Origin of the sequence: Virgibacillus sp. JSM 102003, from assembly GCF_041949995.1 — a bacterium.
Classification (GTDB): domain Bacteria; phylum Bacillota; class Bacilli; order Bacillales; family Amphibacillaceae; genus Lentibacillus.
In genome coordinates this window covers 74,941-92,718 of record NZ_JBHFQH010000004.1, presented here as the reverse complement: position 1 = coordinate 92,718, position 17,778 = coordinate 74,941, and the positions used below count along the sequence as shown (strand labels likewise).

At 36.4% G+C, this 17,778-nt stretch carries 19 protein-coding genes; all 19 read left to right on the top strand.

Annotated features, from left to right (window positions below; all coding sequences use genetic code 11):
- Nucleotides 1-3 precede the first annotated feature (3 nt).
- On the top strand, nucleotides 4-273 hold the full coding sequence (gene fliQ / locus ACE1TG_RS05865; RefSeq protein ID WP_092492937.1) for a flagellar biosynthesis protein FliQ: 270 nt from the start codon (nucleotides 4-6) through the stop codon (nucleotides 271-273).
- Between the two features lie 3 nt (nucleotides 274-276).
- A complete protein-coding gene (gene fliR, locus ACE1TG_RS05860; protein WP_375051432.1) occupies nucleotides 277-1,056 on the top strand; it encodes a flagellar biosynthetic protein FliR in 780 nt (259 codons plus the stop codon).
- A gap of 1 nt (nucleotide 1,057) precedes the next feature.
- Complete coding sequence (gene flhB / locus ACE1TG_RS05855; protein ID WP_375051431.1) at nucleotides 1,058-2,149, top strand: flagellar biosynthesis protein FlhB; 1,092 nt, start codon at nucleotides 1,058-1,060, stop codon at nucleotides 2,147-2,149.
- Nucleotides 2,150-2,161: 12 nt separating this feature from the next.
- The gene (gene flhA / locus ACE1TG_RS05850; RefSeq protein WP_375051430.1) at nucleotides 2,162-4,195 is read left to right on the top strand and encodes a flagellar biosynthesis protein FlhA; all 2,034 of its coding nucleotides are present in this window, start codon (nucleotides 2,162-2,164) and stop codon (nucleotides 4,193-4,195) included.
- A complete protein-coding gene (flhF, locus tag ACE1TG_RS05845) occupies nucleotides 4,192-5,307 on the top strand; it encodes a flagellar biosynthesis GTPase FlhF (RefSeq protein ID WP_375051429.1) in 1,116 nt (371 codons plus the stop codon). The genes flhA and flhF overlap by 4 nt, the downstream gene beginning before the upstream one ends.
- Nucleotides 5,300-6,163 (top strand): MinD/ParA family protein, encoded by an 864-nt coding sequence (locus tag ACE1TG_RS05840; RefSeq protein ID WP_375051428.1) that lies wholly within the window; start codon nucleotides 5,300-5,302, stop codon nucleotides 6,161-6,163. The genes flhF and ACE1TG_RS05840 overlap by 8 nt, the downstream gene beginning before the upstream one ends.
- Nucleotides 6,164-6,168: 5 nt before the next feature.
- Complete coding sequence (locus ACE1TG_RS05835; RefSeq protein WP_375051427.1) at nucleotides 6,169-7,227, top strand: protein-glutamate methylesterase/protein-glutamine glutaminase; 1,059 nt, start codon at nucleotides 6,169-6,171, stop codon at nucleotides 7,225-7,227.
- Nucleotides 7,228-7,229: 2 nt separating this feature from the next.
- Complete coding sequence (locus tag ACE1TG_RS05830; RefSeq protein ID WP_375051426.1) at nucleotides 7,230-9,254, top strand: chemotaxis protein CheW; 2,025 nt, start codon at nucleotides 7,230-7,232, stop codon at nucleotides 9,252-9,254.
- Nucleotides 9,255-9,275: 21 nt separating this feature from the next.
- Entirely contained in the window at nucleotides 9,276-9,746 is a 471-nt protein-coding gene (locus ACE1TG_RS05825; protein ID WP_375051425.1) for a chemotaxis protein CheW, read from the top strand.
- 4 nt (nucleotides 9,747-9,750) lie between these two features.
- Complete coding sequence (locus tag ACE1TG_RS05820; protein ID WP_375051424.1) at nucleotides 9,751-10,389, top strand: chemotaxis protein CheC; 639 nt, start codon at nucleotides 9,751-9,753, stop codon at nucleotides 10,387-10,389.
- Entirely contained in the window at nucleotides 10,382-10,879 is a 498-nt protein-coding gene (locus ACE1TG_RS05815) for a chemotaxis protein CheD (protein ID WP_375051599.1), read from the top strand. Before ACE1TG_RS05820 ends, ACE1TG_RS05815 begins: the two co-directional genes overlap by 8 nt.
- Before the next feature lie 66 nt (nucleotides 10,880-10,945).
- Nucleotides 10,946-11,725 carry a FliA/WhiG family RNA polymerase sigma factor gene (locus tag ACE1TG_RS05810; protein WP_375051423.1) on the top strand — a complete coding sequence of 260 codons (780 nt, stop codon included), beginning with the start codon at nucleotides 10,946-10,948 and terminating at the stop codon, nucleotides 11,723-11,725.
- 27 nt (nucleotides 11,726-11,752) lie between these two features.
- Complete coding sequence (locus ACE1TG_RS05805; protein WP_375051422.1) at nucleotides 11,753-13,126, top strand: flagellar assembly protein A; 1,374 nt, start codon at nucleotides 11,753-11,755, stop codon at nucleotides 13,124-13,126.
- A 12-nt stretch (nucleotides 13,127-13,138) separates the two neighbouring features.
- Entirely contained in the window at nucleotides 13,139-13,456 is a 318-nt protein-coding gene (locus tag ACE1TG_RS05800) for a hypothetical protein (protein ID WP_375051421.1), read from the top strand.
- Nucleotides 13,457-13,465: 9 nt separating this feature from the next.
- Entirely contained in the window at nucleotides 13,466-13,870 is a 405-nt protein-coding gene (locus tag ACE1TG_RS05795; protein WP_375051420.1) for a DUF6115 domain-containing protein, read from the top strand.
- 464 nt (nucleotides 13,871-14,334) lie between these two features.
- Nucleotides 14,335-15,096: a 30S ribosomal protein S2 gene (gene rpsB, locus ACE1TG_RS05790; protein ID WP_375051419.1), complete on the top strand. Its 762-nt coding sequence runs from the start codon at nucleotides 14,335-14,337 to the stop codon at nucleotides 15,094-15,096.
- A gap of 173 nt (nucleotides 15,097-15,269) precedes the next feature.
- On the top strand, nucleotides 15,270-16,154 hold the full coding sequence (tsf, locus tag ACE1TG_RS05785) for a translation elongation factor Ts (protein ID WP_375051418.1): 885 nt from the start codon (nucleotides 15,270-15,272) through the stop codon (nucleotides 16,152-16,154).
- A 124-nt stretch (nucleotides 16,155-16,278) separates the two neighbouring features.
- On the top strand, nucleotides 16,279-17,001 hold the full coding sequence (gene pyrH, locus ACE1TG_RS05780) for a UMP kinase (protein ID WP_375051417.1): 723 nt from the start codon (nucleotides 16,279-16,281) through the stop codon (nucleotides 16,999-17,001).
- A 2-nt stretch (nucleotides 17,002-17,003) separates the two neighbouring features.
- Nucleotides 17,004-17,561, top strand: a complete 558-nt coding sequence (frr, locus tag ACE1TG_RS05775) for a ribosome recycling factor (RefSeq protein WP_375051416.1) — start codon at nucleotides 17,004-17,006, stop codon at nucleotides 17,559-17,561.
- The last annotated feature ends 217 nt before the right edge of the window (nucleotides 17,562-17,778 follow it).

Here is a 17,778-nt window from a genome sequence, read left to right as displayed (position 1 = left end):
TATTTGACGAGTGAGTTTGTATTAACGTTAGCTGAAAAAGGTGTTTATGTTATTTTACTTATATCAGGCCCATTGCTAATTCTGGCATTAGCTGTGGGGCTTCTTGTCAGTATTTTTCAGGCCACAACTCAAATACAGGAACAGACACTGGCTTTTATACCTAAAATTGTTGCTGTGTTAGTAGGACTTGTATTTTTCGGACCATGGATGCTTACAAAGATGGTCGAATTCACAGTGAATTTATATCAAAATCTGAATCAGTTTGTAGGGTAAAGCATGTTAGATATTATTAATCTTTCCAGTATTCCTGTTTTTTTTCTAATTTTTGTAAGGGTTGCAGCTTTTTTTGCGACAGTTCCATTATTTTCATACCGGACAATCCCAACACCGTTTAAGATTGGATTTTCGTTTTTTTTGGCATTAGTCATGTATTATACAGTTGATTCATCGAATGTCCCAATTGACAACATGTATTTATTTTTATTAATTAAGGAAGCAATTGTTGGTCTGTTAATAGGATTATTAGCTTATATTATCCTTTCAGCCATCCAGATTGCTGGTGGTTTCATTGATTTTCAAATGGGCTTTGCGATTGCTAACGTAATTGATCCGCAAACGGGTGCCCAAAGTCCCTTAACAGGACAATACCTATATATAATTGCTCTGTTATTTTTATTATCGGTAAATGGTCATCATTTGTTAATAGATGGAATTTTTTACAGTTATAATTTAATACCAATGCAATCTTTTATACCGTTTCAGGATGGGACAATCGCTGACTTTGTCATTACTACGTTTAACAAAATGTTTCTGATAGCTTTCCAAATGGCAATCCCAATTGTTGGCTGTTTATTTTTAGTGGATGTCGCACTGGGGATCATTGCAAGAGCTGTACCACAGTTAAACGTATTTGTAGTTGGTTTGCCGATAAAAATTTTCGTTAGTTTTGTCGTTATCTTATTTTTCCTTAGTCTGTATGTCGTGTTGGTGAAGAGCCTTTTTGAAACCACCTTTGACGCAATGCGAGGGTTAATGCAATTATTCGGAGGTGCTTAAGATGCACTTGAAACTGGACTTACAATTCTTTGCAGGAGCCGATGAAAAAACCGAAAAAGCTACACCTAAGAAACGGCAGGATGAACGGAAAAAAGGGAAGGTAGCCAAAAGTCAGGATATTAATACAGCATTCCTATTGTTTTTTTGTTTTGTGATTTTAGTAGTATTTGGTGGTTTCATGAAAGACATCATGACAACGATGTTTCAGCATACCTTTACCGAATATATTAACTGGGATGTAACGATTCCTTCAGTTGGTCAGGTATTAACAGAAACTTCAATGGAACTTGGGAAAATGCTGGCACCAATTATGGTAGTCGCAATCCTTGCAGGTTTGGCTGCCAACTTCACACAAATCGGATTTTTGTTTACAACAGAGCCACTAAAGCTGGATTTAAAGAAACTCGATCCTATTCAGGGGTCAAAAAAAATCTTTTCGGCTAGAGCTTTAGTTGAGTTGCTGAAATCATTATTAAAAATCACTTTTATTGGAACAATTACATTTGTGATTATTTGGCTATATAAAGATGAGATGATGATGCTAGCATTTAAGACCGCTGAAAATGCGATTGGGTTCTTTGGCAGAATTACAATTATTATGGGTATCTCAGCAGCTTTCGCATTATTGTTTCTATCTGTTTTTGATTATACATATCAGAAATATGACTTTGAAAAAAGTTTAAAAATGTCGAAAAAAGATGTTAAAGATGAGCATAAAAATATTGAAGGGGACCCTCAAATTAAAGCGAAAATCAAAGAAAAGCAACGTCAAATGGCGACTAGACGGATGATGAGTGAAATTCCCTCAGCTGATGTGGTCATTACGAACCCTACACATTTTGCTATTGCGATAAAGTATGATGAAGATAAAGCTTCCGCTCCATATGTTGTTGCAAAAGGGGTCGATCAGATAGCATTCAAAATCAGGGAAATTGCCAAAGCAAACAATGTGGTTACAGTTGAAAATAAGCCACTGGCAAGAACTTTATATGATGTAATTGAAATTGGTGATATTATACCAGAAGAATTTTATCAGGCTGTAGCTGAAATGCTGGCTTACGTTTACAGGTTAGAGAAAAAAGTTGGGCAATAAGGAGAGACATCTATGAAAGCACGTGATTTATCCGTACTTTTAGGAGTAATTTTAATTATAATTATGCTTGTTATCCCATTACCGGGATGGCTATTAAGTGTACTCATATTATGTAACATATCTTTAGCACTTGTCGTTATATTAGTATCAATGAATACACAAGAGGCATTACAATTCTCGATATTTCCTTCTCTCCTATTGTTATTGACATTATTTCGACTAGCTTTGAATGTTTCCACTACAAGATCAATACTATCTGAGGCTGATGCTGGTGGTGTTATTGATACGTTTGGTACTTTTGTAATTGGTGATAATCCGCTTGTAGGTTTTGTTGTATTTATTATTTTGGTTATTATTCAATTTTTAGTTATTACAAAAGGTGCAGAACGAGTATCTGAAGTTGCTGCTAGATTTACATTGGATGCTATGCCTGGTAAGCAAATGAGTATTGATGCTGATTTAAATGCTGGATTGATTTCCGAGCAACAAGCCAAAGAACGGCGGGAGAAAGTAGAAAGTGAAGCTGATTTTCATGGAGCTATGGATGGGGCAAGTAAATTTGTGAAAGGCGATGCCATAGCAGGGATTATTATTGTTTTAATTAATATTATATTTGGGCTTGTTATTGGTATGGTTCAGATGGATTTCACCTTTACAGAAGCTATGAATACATATATGCGCCTTACTGTTGGCGATGGTTTGGTAAGTCAGATACCTGCATTATTAATTGCGACTGCGACAGGGATTGTAGTTACAAGGACAACATCAACAGGTAATTTGGGAAGCGATGTAACGGAACAGCTACTGCAATATCCGAAACTGCTGTTTATCGCAGCAGGAACTTTATTCCTTCTTGGATTTACACCGATTAATTTCTTTCTAACTACATCGTTGGCCGGACTATTAGCTTTGGGAGGATATGTACTACTGAAGCAGTCTGATGAACAAGAAGAGCCTGATATCGAAGAGGAAGAGCAGACAGAATCTTCATCAATGAAATCACCTGAAAGTGTTGTCAATCTATTAAATATGGATCCTATTGAATTCGAATTTGGCTATGCACTTATTCCATTGGTCGATGCTAGTCAAGGCGGTGATTTGCTTGACCGAGTAGTAATGATACGAAGACAGCTTGCTATTGAATTAGGTATTGTAGTCCCTGTCGTTAGAATACGAGACAACATCCAGCTAAATCCAAATGAATACCGGTTAAAAATAAAGGGAAATGAAGTCGCTATTGGTGAGTTGTTGCTTGACCATTATTTGGCAATGACACCCGACATAGATGATGAAGAGATTGATGGGATTGAAACAAAAGAGCCTGCATTTGGTTTACCGGCAAAGTGGATTAGTGAAGAGAACAAGGACGATGCAGAGTTATCCGGGTACACGGTGGTTGATCCTCCATCAGTTGTTTCAACTCATATCACGGAAATAATCAAACAAAATGCACACGCGTTGTTAGGTCGTCAAGAGACGAAGCAATTAATAGATCACTTAAAAGAAAATTATCCAATTCTGGTAGAAGAGGTTACTCCAGAGCCATTAGCGGTTGGCGACGTTCAAAAAGTTTTGGCCAAACTACTCAGAGAGAATATCTCAATTCGAAATCTGCCAATTATTTTCGAAACGCTTGCTGATTTTGGCAAGATGACAAATGATACAGAACTACTAACTGAATATGTTCGGCAATCATTGTCATCACAAATAACCAAACAATATGCTGATGACGATATGTCATTAAAAGTGATTACTGTATCAGGTAAAGTAGAAAAAATGATTGCAGAAAACATTCAACAGACTGAGCATGGCAATTATTTGGCGTTAGACCCAGAGTCACAGCAAGTAATTGTGAAAACCCTGCATGATGAAGTAGAAAAGCTTACATTACAAGAGGAAACTGCTGTTGTTCTATGCTCTCCTGCAATTAGGATGTATCTCAAACAGTTACTGGATCGGTTTTTGCCACAAGTGGTTGTGCTATCGTATAACGAATTAGAACCAAATGTTCAAATACAAAGTGTTGGGGTGGTGAATGTAGCATGAAGGTAAAAAAGTATGTAGCATCAACAATGCCAGAGGCCATGAATCGAATTCGCAAAGAACTAGGCTCTGAAGCTGTTATTCTAAACTCAAAAGAAATTTTTCATGGTGGCTTTTTAGGATTTTTTAAGAAAAGAAATATTGAAGTAATTGCTGCACTTGATCCACAGCCTCAACCATCCAAACAGCAAAATCGGATAAATGATACAGCCAGTATTAAGAAAGTTGCAAGTAATGAAGATGATACTATTTTAAATGAAATACGACACTTGAAGAAAATTGTTGAATTACAGTCATCGAATAGAAATAACGATTATCCAGATGAGTATCAAGTTATGTTTTACTATTTGATAAATCAAGAAATTGATGAGGATTTAGCAAAAAGTATAATTGATACTATTATAAACAAACATGACATGTTACCAGAAGTTACTCCTACACACGATATTATTGTGGATGATACAAAGACAGAAATAGAAAACAGATTGAGGGAACTGCCTTTTAAGGGACTGACATATCAAAATAAAATTATTCAATTTGTTGGGCCAACAGGTGTTGGAAAAACAACAACAATTGCAAAGGTTGCAGCGGCCAGTATGCTTAAAGATAACAAAAAGGTTGCATTTATAACCGCTGACACATATCGAATTGCGGCGATTGAGCAACTTAAAACATATTCAAAAATACTGGATATACCAATTGAAGTTGCTTATAACATTGAAGATTATAAGGATGCTGTTGAAAAGTTTAAATCCTATGATTTAATTCTTGTTGATACTGCTGGACGTAATTTTCGCGATGAAAAGTACGTAAGAGAGCTGCAAAATAGTATTGAATTTAATGCTTCTATTGAAACGTATTTAGTATTATCCATGACAGCAAAGCCGAAAGATATAACAGAAATATTCGATCAGTTCCATCATTTATCAATTGGAGAGGTGATTTTTACTAAAGTGGATGAGACAAGGCAATATGGCAGCATATTGAACATTGTACTAAAGAAAAATGTAGGGGTAGCATTTATGACAAACGGTCAGGATGTACCGGACGATATAATTGAACCATCACCAAGTCTTATTAGCAGTTATATAGTAGGTGATCTTAGTGATGCATGATCAAGCTGCAAGCCTTAGACGTCAACTGGAAATTTCCAAAGATCCAAGACAAACAAGAACAATAGCTGTAGTAAGTGGAAAGGGTGGTGTTGGCAAGTCAAATGTCGCTTTAAACTTTTCATTAGAGCTACTGAGTCAGGATAAGAAAGTCCTACTGATGGATTTGGATGTTGGAATGGGTAATATTGATATATTACTAGGTTTACATTCAGAGAAAACTATTGTTGATATGTTTACTGATCGCTTATCAGTTCATGATATTATAGAAACAGGACCACGTGGTTTGGCATATATTGCAGCAGGGTCGGGATTGACAGATCTTTTTTTGATGGATGAGGAGAAAAGAGATTACTTTTACCAGCAATATGATGAACTAGTTAAACTGTATGATTATATTATTTTTGATATGGGTGCAGGCGCAACAAATGATAGCTTATCGATGATTCTTGCTTCTGACGAATGTATTGTTGTCACTACACCGGAACCTACTTCTATAACTGATGCATATGGCATGATAAAGCACATTCTAAACAGGCAAGGAAATATGCCTATCTCAGTAATTATGAACCGTTCAGCCTCGGCTAAAAGCGGGAATCAGGCATTGGATAGATTTCAACGGGTTGTTGCTCAATTTTTAAATGTGGAAATCAAAAAGCTAGGTATACTTCCTGACGATAAAATAGTTCCAACTGCAGTTATACGCCAGATACCATATGTTTTATTAAATAATAAGGCTGCTGTTTCTAAGGCTATTAACGTAATCGTTAGAAACTATACATTATATGGAACTGAATCTCAGCAACAGAAATCTACTTCCTTTGTAAAAAAACTTAAGCAGTTTATGATGGAGAGGTAATTTACATGACGCCCATACGTATTGTAGTAATTGATGACTCAGCATTTATGCGTAAAATAATCACAGACATGCTATCTAGTGATAATCGAATTGAGGTAGTTGCTACAGCGAGAAATGGTAAATACGGACTTCAAAAAATTCAGGAACATAAGCCCGATGTCGTTACCCTCGATGTGGAAATGCCAGTAATGGATGGAATTACAGCTTTACAACATATTATGGAGTTAATACCTACCCCAGTAATCATGCTCTCCAGTGTAACTGAGGAAGGAACAACTAAAACAGTACAAGCAATATCAAATGGTGCTATTGATTTTATTACAAAGCCATCCGGTGCAATTTCACTAAATATAGATGAAATGAAAGACGAGATAATTACTAAGGTTATTGTTGCTTCACAGGCAAAAATAGTTAAAAAGAGTCCCTTAAAGGATACTGCTAGCATAACAAATATTGCTGCTCCAAAAAGATACTCGAAATCGATAGTAACAATTGGCGCTTCTACTGGTGGACCGAAAGCATTACAGCGGGTTTTAACCGATTTACGAAGTGATTTTTCAGCCCCGATTTTAATTGTTCAGCACATGCCTGCCGGGTTTACCAAGTCACTTGCCGAACGACTTGATAAAGTAGCTGGTATTCGGATTAAAGAAGCGTCCCATGGAGAAATCATAAATGAGAAGACAGCATACATTGCACCAGGGAATTATCATATCAGGTTACAAACTGTTGGAACTGAACATGCTATTATATTGACACAGGAACCTCAAAGAAACGGCCATAGACCTGCAGTTGATGTTCTTTTTGAATCATTGGCAAAAGTTGAAGAGGTCAATAAAATAGCTGCTGTACTGACTGGAATGGGCAGTGATGGATCACGGGGCATAAATGTATTGAAAGAATCAGATCCGGAATCCGTTATTATTGCTGAAGCGGAAGAATCAACTGTTGTATATGGAATGCCTAAAGCAGCGGTGAAAACAAGTCACGTCAATCAGATTGTTCATTTACATAAGGTTGGGGATACCATTACGAAATTAGTAAATAGACCAGGGGGGATGTAATCATGGATACAACACAATATTTAGATGTGTTTATTGATGAAAGCACAGAGCATTTGGAAGCGTTATACAAACAGTTACTTGAATTGGAAAAAAGTCCCAAAGACAAGACGATAATAGATGAAATATTTCGAGCTGCACATACTTTAAAAGGTATGTCTGCAACTATGGGTTATACGGACGTAGCTAACTTAACGCATAAGCTTGAGAATATTTTCGATGGTATCAGATACGATAAAATAGTTGTCCAATCTGACATGATTGATATTCTTTTTGATGCGGTAGATCAATTAAACGCGATTGTTGAAGATATTGGGAACGGAGGAGATGGAAAACGGGATGTAAGCCATATTGTTACATACTTGGACCAAATTGAAAATGGTGAAAATGGAATAATAAATACTGAAGCAAGTAAAGACGTGCCAAATAAAACGCTTAATACACTGAAAACTGTTAAATCTTTGGACCAGTTTGAAATTTCCATTTTAAAAGAATCATCTGAACGCGGATTTTCCAACTATGAGATATCCGTCCATCTGAGCGAAGATTGTTTATTAAAAGGTGCTCGTGTTTTTATGGTGTTTGAGGTATTGGAAAAACTAGGAGAAGTAATTAAATCAGAACCACCTGTTAATGAGCTGGAGGAAGAAAATTTTAAAAGTACATTCACAGTTCTTTTAGTATCTCAATTTGCAGAGGAAGAAATACAATCAAAAGTTATGAAAGTGTCAGAGATTGAGAGAGTTCTCGTAAACCACTTTTCAGTAGATACATACACACAGGGGCAGATGGACAAAGAATCTGAAGTGGAAGTACAAAACGCACCGAAATTGCCAGAAAAAAATAAGAATGAAAATAAGAGCACTGGTAAAAGTCCAGTCAGTAAAACAATTCGAGTAAATATTGAACGCCTGGATGTTTTAATGAACCTATTTGAGGAATTGGTTATTGACCGTGGACGTTTAGAACAAATTTCAATGGAACTTGATAACAACGATCTTCAGGAAACAGTCGAGCGTATGTCACGTGTTTCTGGAGACTTGCAAAATATTATTCTAACAATGCGAATGGTACCAATTGATCAGGTATTTAATCGATTTCCGCGTATGATAAGACAGCTTGCACGTGACTTAAATAAAAATGTGGATATTGACATTATTGGAGCAGAAACAGAATTGGATCGTACTGTAATTGACGAAATTGGGGATCCATTGGTCCATCTGATACGAAATGCAATGGATCATGGAATTGAGTCACCGCAGGAACGAAATGCAAAAGGAAAGCCTGAACAAGGAACAATTAGACTTGAAGCTTATCATAGTGGAAACCATGTGTTTATTGAAATATCAGATGATGGTGCTGGAATTAATAAACAAAAAGTGCTTGATAAGGCAATTGCAAATGAAGTGATAAGTACTGCTCATGCTGAGACATTGTCAGATCAACAGATTTATGAGCTGATTATGGAAAGTGGATTTTCAACTGCAGATGCTATTTCCGATTTATCAGGTCGTGGTGTAGGATTAGATGTTGTAAAAAATACAATCGAATCGTTAGGTGGCAGTATAACAATAGATGCAACCATCGATGAAGGTTCGAATTTTTCGATTCAACTACCCTTAACACTATCAATAATGTCAGTCTTACTCGTAGAGTTACAAAATGAAAAATATGCAGTACCATTATCATCAATTATTGAAACATCGATTATCCATAAAGATCAGGTTATGTTGGCACATAATAAGAGTGTAATAGACTTTCGAGGTAAAGTAGTGCCACTGGTTTATTTGAACGACATTTTCAATGTTCCGCAAACAAATGAAGAAGGTCAAGAATATTTATCAGTTGTCATTGTTCGTAAGGGGGACAAATTGGCTGGACTAGTTGTCGATTCATTAATCGGTCAGCAGGAAGTCGTATTAAAATCGTTGGGCAATTATTTATCCAACACCTTTGCTATATCCGGAGCAACTATTCTCGGGGATGGTGAGGTAGCCTTAATTATCGACAGTAATGCTCTGGTTAAATAATAAGAAAATGGGGGAATTAAAATGGAGAATGAAACAGTTTTTGATCGTAAGGTAATAATCTTTCAATTAAATGATGAGGAATACGCAGTGTCAGTGCAGCAAGTAGGTTCAATTGAGCGAATTGAACCGATAACAAGGGTTCCACAAACGGCTGATTTTGTTAAAGGGGTTATTAATTTACGTGGTGTAGTTACACCGATTATCGATCTTAGAATCCGTTTTGGATTACAGGAAACTGAGTTTACAGAATCAAGTCGGATCATAATTGTTTACCTTGATGATATGGAGGTAGGTCTGATTGTTGATGCCGCAAATGATGTAATTGATATTCCGGAAAATGCAATTGAGCCAGCACCAGAAGTGATAGGATCAGTAGATGTTGATTATATTGACGGTGTTGCAAAATTGGATAATCGTTTACTGATACTGCTTAATTTACAAAAGGTTTTAACGAAAGAAGAAATAACCGAGTTGAAATCAGTGGAAGGGTAATAGAATGGATGATATAAGCCGTCTCTCAACCGTGCAAATGGATGTGCTGCGGGAAATAGGAAATATTGGTGCTGGAAACGCAGCGACATCTATGTCGAAATTAATTAACAAAAAAATTGATATGGCTGTCCCTTCTGTGAATGTTGTAGCATTTGACGAAGTGATGGAAATGATAGGTGGCCCGGAAACACCCATCGTCGGAATTATGATACACATTTTGGGTGAAGCACCAGGCAAAGTTTATTTTATTCTAAGTATCGAAGAAGCTGAATCCTTAGTAAGAAGTATTACTAATGCGGATGACTTTACATTATTAAATGAGAAAGAACCAAATGACTTGGTATTTTCTGCTTTGAAAGAAACGGGAAACATACTAACCGGCTCCTACATATCTGCCCTATCTGATTTTACAAGTCTCAAGATGCAGCCATCAGTACCATATTTAAGTGTTGATATGGCTGGAGCTGTTTTAACAGTTGGCTTAATTGACGTGTCGCAAGTTACTGATTATGCAATAATTATTGATACTAAAATTAATGATAGTGAATCTGACAATGGAATACATGGTAATTTCTTTTTTCTGCCTGACCCAGAAGCGTTTCCTAAAATTTTTAAAGCACTAGGAATTGAAAATGATGGATGATACACAAACAGTTGTTAAGGTTGGAATTGCTGATCTCGAAATTGTAAAGTCGCCACATATAATACGTACTTCAGGTCTTGGCTCATGTGTAGGGGCAGTTATATATGACTTATCTCGTAAAGTTGCAGGGTTAGCACATGTAATGTTGCCGGATTCCCAACTTGCGAAAAAGTCAAATCTGAACGAATTTAAGTATGCTAATACGGCTATCGATTATTTAGTAAATGAACTATGCGCAAACGGTGCCAGAAAATATGCTCTTCAAGCTAAATTGGCCGGTGGTGCACAAATGTTTCAATTTGAATCATCTAATGATTTAATGCGAATTGGTCCAAGAAATGTACAGGCTATCCAAGAGAAGCTAGGACAATATCGAATACCTGTGGCAGCTATGGATGTTGGCGGAAATAGTGGCAGAACAATTGATTTTGACCCTGCTACAGGGAACTTGAAAATACGTACGGTTAACAAAGGTGAATTAATTATTTAGGCAGTTAAGATATAATGCTTACTTACTGCATAAGCGCAACTAATAATTATAGGGAGGAGCAATCAAATGACAACTAATAAATCTCCTCTAGAGCAAAAACTGTGGAAAAAGTGGCTGGAAAATAAAGATAATGAGGCTGCAAATGAGTTAATTGAAAATTACATGTATCTGGTAACCTTTCATGTTGAAAGAGTTTCAAGTCACCTGCCAAGCAACGTTAATAAAGATGACTTGAAAAGCTTTGGATTAATGGGCTTATTTGATGCGTTAAATAAATTTGAACATAATCGTAATCTTAAATTTGATACATATGCATCGTTTCGTATTCGTGGTGCTATTATCGATGGGTTAAGAAAGGAAGATTGGCTCCCAAGATCTATTAGAGAAAAGACTAAAAAAGTTGAAAAAGTGTCTCAGGAACTGGAGCAAAGCCTTCAACGCAATCCGACAGCTGAAGAAATTGCAGCTAAACTTAAAATCCCTGTGCATGAAGTTGAAGAATTAGTACGTGATTCACTTTTTGCAAACATACTGTCAATTGAAGAAAAATCTAAAGATAATTCAGCAGAACATAAAGAGGGCATTGGTTATACTATACCGGATGATTCTGCCATTTCACCAGATGATCATATGCTTCAAACGGAAATAAAACAGGAATTAGCAGAAAGTATTAAACTGTTAAATGAGAATGAACAGATGGTAGTAAGCTTATTCTATCAGCAGGAACTCACTTTGACAGAGATAGGGCAAGTGCTGGAATTAACGACTTCACGTATTTCGCAAATCCACAGAAAAGCTATTTTTAAATTAAAAAATACGCTTAATAAAATGCAATCTACCCATTAAATAAGAGAAAGATCGAGGGGAATCAACATGGGGAAACTACAGGATTTCTTTGTTGTATCAGCATCTAATGATCGTATGTTTGCTTATTTAGATTATACAGGGGATAACGATAAAAGCGAACTAAGGTTGGACAGGAATGAAATTATACAGTTTTTACATGATAACAAAATAACAGCTGGTATTGATGAAAATGCTCTTGATACTCTACTTACAGTTAATAATTCGGATATTTACCCTTTATTGATAGCAAAAGGAGTCTCTCCAGAAGACGGTAAGGATGGAAAAATTAATTATGAATTCAATCTTGATGACAACAGAACAAATAAAACTTCTAACTGGAACTTTCGTGATGTAATGCGTATTCCATCCGTTATGGAAGGACAACGGCTTGCAACCTTAACATTACCCACTTCTGGTATAACTGGCAGCGATGTATTCGGGAGACCAATACAAGCACGGCCTGGCAAGGCGTCACGTCTGAAATCAGGTGAAAATGTTGTGTTCCGAGAAGATGATCTTTCATATTATGCAACAATAGAAGGACAAATTAGTATAACAGAACGATCTATCCAAGTATTAAGTGTATTTGAGGTTAAGGAAGACTTATCCATGAAACAAGGAAATTTGGATTTTGTCGGCTCAATTATAATAAAAGGGGATGTTCCATCAGGGTATACAGTAAAAGCAAAAGGTGATATTAGTATTTTTGGTATGGTTGAAGCTGCTACAATTATCGCGGAAGGTTCTGTATACATATCAGAAGGACTTTCAGGATTGAAGAAAGGGTTTATTAACGCTGGAGAGAATTTACGAATCGGTTATATTAACCAGGGGACAGTATATGCTGGAAATGACATATATGCAGAGAATTCAATTTTACATAGTAATATAACTGCAAAACAACAAGTATTTTGTCAGCGAGGTAATATAATTGGTGGTTCAATATCTGCTGGGAAGCTCGTAGAAGCAAAGGATATCGGAAATCGATTGGGCACCAAAACAGAAATTGCATTTGGTTTTAATAAAACGACAGCTGATCGGGAGAAAAAATTATTAGCAAAAAAAGAGGAGTTACAAGGAACACTGTCGAAGTTAAAAACGATTGAGAAAAAAATGGTGGATCAGGAAAATTCGGATACCGCTAAGGCAAAAATAACATTGCTGCGTATTAAAAATTCTTATCAAAAAGCTGCTGACCAACTAGAGGAAGCGGAAAAGACACTGGAACAGTTAACCGCTGAGTTAGGCAGTGAACATGAATCCCTATTAATAATAAGAGGACATGTCTATCCAAATGTAATTGTATCGTTCGGAAAATTTAAACGTAAAATTGAAAGAAATCAACAATATATTGAAATGACATTAGAAAAAAATGAAATTAGTATGCAAAATATAAAATAAATTATTTAGGAAGTGATTCTGTTGAGCTGGAAATCAATAGAAATGCAAGTGGCGCTTCCAAGGACACAGGATGCAGGAAAACTTCAAGAACAAATGCTGAAACAAAATCAGCATTTCCAAGAGTCGCTTGCGCAAAGCCAATTAAAAGATATTGAGCAAAAACGTAAACGCGTGCAAGAGTTTGAAAACATTCACAATGTTAAAAACAAGAACAAAGAGGATCGCGATACTAATGACTCAGAAGACCAGCAATCCGAATTGGGCTATGCCCCAATAGATGAGTTTGCAGAACATCCCTACTTGGGCAAAAAAATTGATTTTAATGGATAGAGGGATACGATGACATCGTTGTTACTTATAATAAGTTTTTTGTTGCACTTAGTTGCTTTAGTTGCAATTTTTCAATTGTTTAAACAGGTACAGCTTTTAAAAAGGGATAGTTCTCAGGATGTTATGGAGCTATTGGAAACATATTTAGAGGAAATAAAGGAAGAGAATCGTTTTTTAGAGAGAGAAATCGGGAAATCAAATAATAAGACAGCAGTAAATGCTGAAGCAGAAAAGAAAGAAGAAACTTCAGAGTATATTCCAGTGGATGCTGAAGTGGAAGATGATTCTGAAACTTCTTTGCAAGCCAGAATACTGCAACTTTATGACCAAGGTATTACTGCAGAAGATATCGCAAGACGGTTGAATTGTGGAAAAACAGAAGCAGATTTAGTAATAAAATTACATGGCAAGTAAACCAGGGAAATCATCCTGACTATCTGACTTATAGATGTATGAGAATCTCCGGTGTAATGCTGCTGAAGTTTTCCCTGAACTATGCTAACAGCAAGTGGAAGAAGCATTCTTAACGTCATGAGGAGACTTGGGCCGTGCCTATGAAAACGAAGCACTTAACCATCATTAGAACGAGATAAAATAAGCGGTGTTGGGGTTGATATCAACTGTGGTGGTTAACGAGCAACAGGATTTACGAACAGAGCCAAAAAAATTATTATTGATTATGAGAAAAACTATTTGTAAAACTTGATTGCTAATATCTGATATGGTATATTTATTTTTGGTGTAAATACTATGTTCGCCTATCGAAAGTGAGCATGTTTAAAAACACACGCTTAGTGATTTGGATGAATGGTGCCATTTATGGTCTTTATGCAAAAATGACCTAAGCGGAGGAATATAACCAATAGGAGGAATTTTTTATGTCAGTAATTTCGATGAAACAATTGTTGGAGGCTGGTGTACATTTCGGTCACCAGACACGCCGTTGGAATCCAAAGATGAAGAAATATATCTTCACGGAGCGTAACGGTATTTATATCATTGACCTTCAAAAAACAGTTAAGAAGGTAGACGAAGCGTTCAAATACGTTAAAGAAATCGCATCAAATGGTGGTACAATTCTTTTCGTAGGTACAAAAAAACAAGCACAAGATTCAGTTCGTGATGAAGCAACTCGTTCTGGTATGTACTATATTAATCAACGCTGGTTAGGTGGAACTTTAACTAACTTCCAAACAATCCGTAAACGTATTAATCGTCTTAAAGATATTGAGCGTATGGAAGAGGACGGTACTTTTGAAGTACTACCTAAAAAAGAAGTAGTAGACTTATTAAAAGAAAAAGACCGCTTAGTTAAATTTCTAGGTGGAATTAAAGAAATGAACAAACTTCCAGACGCTATGTTTGTAATCGATCCTCGTAAAGAACGCATTGCAATCGCTGAAGCACATAAATTAAACATTCCAATTATCGGGATGGTGGATACAAATTGTGATCCAGATGAAATTGACTATGTTATTCCAGCGAATGATGATGCAATTCGTGCAGTAAAGCTTTTAACATCTAAAATGGCAGACGCTATTCTGGAAGTGAAGCAAGGCGAAGAAACTGAAGTAGCAGAAGAGCCAGCAGAAGCTGACGAAGCTGTTGCTGCAGAGACTGCTGAAACTGATAAAGAGTAGTATTGTAAAAGGTAGAGGGTGATAAGGGGATAAGCCTTTTATCACCCTTTTTTGACAGTTAAGAAGGTATAAATCCTTTCCTGTTTCATAAGTGAAACTGCATGGCGCTATTTAGAAATACATGACACATAAGTTATACAATAAAAAGTTTTATACTATAAGGAGGATTTACAATGGATATTACGGCTAAAATGGTTAAAGAACTTCGGGAAAAAACTGGTGCAGGTATGATGGACTGTAAGAAAGCACTTCAGGAAACAGATGGGGACATCGATAAAGCGATGGACTTCTTGCGTGAAAAAGGCGTTGCAAAAGCAGCGAAGAAAGCAGACCGCGTTGCTGCAGAAGGCTTAACACATATTGAGATTGATAATAACTCTGCTGTATTGTTAGAAGTAAACTGTGAAACAGACTTCGTAACAAAAAATGATCAATTTAAACAACTACTATCTGAACTGGGCAAACATATCGTGAAACAAAAACCTGAAACAGTAGAAGAAGCTTTACAGCAAAAGCTACATGGTGAAGGAGAAAAAGTTGAAACGTATCTAAACTCTATTGTTGCTACAATAGGAGAAAAGATTTCTCTTCGTCGTTTTAGCCTTTTGAACAAAACGGATAAGGATGCATTTGGTGCATATCTTCATATGGGGGGAAGTATTGGTGTACTATCTTTACTTGAAGGAACAACTGATGATGACGTTGCAAAAGATATAGCAATGCATGCAGCTGCTGTCAGCCCGCGTTATGTTTCACGTGATGCGGTATCTGAAGAAGAAGTAAGCCGTGAGCGTGAGTTATTGAAGACGCAGGCCTTAAATGAAGGTAAACCAGAAAATATTGTAGAGAAAATGGTTGAGGGTCGTCTAGGTAAATTCTTTGAAGAGATTTGTCTGTTAGAACAAAACTTTGTCAAAGACCCTGATCAAAAAGTGAAGAAGTATGTAGCTGACAAAGGTGCTACAGTAAAAACATTTGTTCGTTATGAAGTAGGCGAAGGTATGGAAAAACGCGAAGATAACTTTGCCGAAGAAGTAGCGAGTCAAATGAAAAAATAGTAAATTCTAAAGGTGGGGAACACGTAATTGTTGTTCCCTATTTCGCTAGTACTAAGAGGTACTAACTCGATCTGTGCTTAACAAACATTAATATAAACAATATAATATTTCTATGGAGGTAAATATGACAACAGCTCGGTACCGTAGAATTGTGTTAAAATTAAGTGGAGAGGCTTTAAGCGGAAAAGAAGGCTATGGAATAGAACCACAGATAATTCAATCAGTTGCTGCACAAGTGAAAGAAGTAGCAGAATTAGGTGTAGAGGTAGCAATCGTAGTTGGCGGAGGAAATATTTGGCGTGGTAAAGTCGGCAGTGAAATGGGTATGGATCGCGCGACAGCTGATTATATGGGAATGCTGGCGACAATTATGAATTCACTTGCACTTCAGGATAGCCTGGAAAATAATGGGATTCAAACCCGTGTTCAAACATCTATTGAAATGCGACAAGTGGCTGAGCCTTATATAAGAAGAAAAGCAATTCGCCATCTCGAAAAGAAACGTGTTGTCATTTTTGCTGCAGGTACAGGGAACCCATTCTTCTCAACAGATACAACAGCAGCATTACGAGCTGCTGAAATCGAAGCTGAAGTTATCTTAATGGCAAAAAATAATGTAGATGGAGTATACTCTGACGATCCAAAAGTTAATAAGGAAGCCGAAAAGTATACGGAGATATCCTATTTGGAAATGCTAAATGAAGGTCTAGGTGTTATGGACTCTACTGCATCTTCATTATGCATGGATAATGATATTCCATTAATTGTATTTTCAATTACCGAAGAGGGCAATATTAAACGAGTTGTACAAGGTGAACCAATCGGAACAACAATAAGGGGGAAATAAAAATGTCAGATGCTATATTGAAGGAGACACGTAGTAAAATGGAGCAGGCGGTTCAGGCTTTTTCAAAGAACCTGGCAACTGTACGTGCTGGTCGTGCTAACCCATCGCTTTTAGACAGTATTTATGTAAATTATTATGGGGCGTCAACACCTCTAAATCAATTATCAACGGTATCTGCACCAGAAGCAAGACTACTTGTAATAACACCTTTTGATAAATCATCAATTGGTGATGTGGAGAAGGCCATACAAAAGTCCGACTTGGGTCTGTCACCTTCAAATGATGGAAATGTTATTCGTATTAATATACCATCTCTAACAGAAGAGCGACGTAAGGATTTAGTTAAAGTCGTAGGTAAATACGCTGAAGAAGGTCGTGTACAGGTAAGGAATATTCGTCGTGAATCGAATGATCAGCTAAAAAAGGCTGAGAAAAATAATGACTTAACTGAAGATGAGCTTAAAGCTGCTCAGGATGATGTTCAAAAAGAAACAAACAATCATATTGAAAAGATTGATCAGTTAGCAAAAGGCAAGGAAAAGGAAATTCTTGAAGTTTAAATATATGGTGTAATGAAATAAGAAGCTTTAGCCCTCTTGTTTAAGAGGGCTTTTATTTCCAAATCAGACATATTTAGAAAACTTGGCTTATCTCTAAGTCTTAATGCACTTATACAGCAGTAATATAGGAGTATGCTTTCCTAACTGTAAAACATTATAGATAAATTATTTGATGGAAGTTACTAAATGTTTAAATCAGTTTTTCCTTAAAATATAA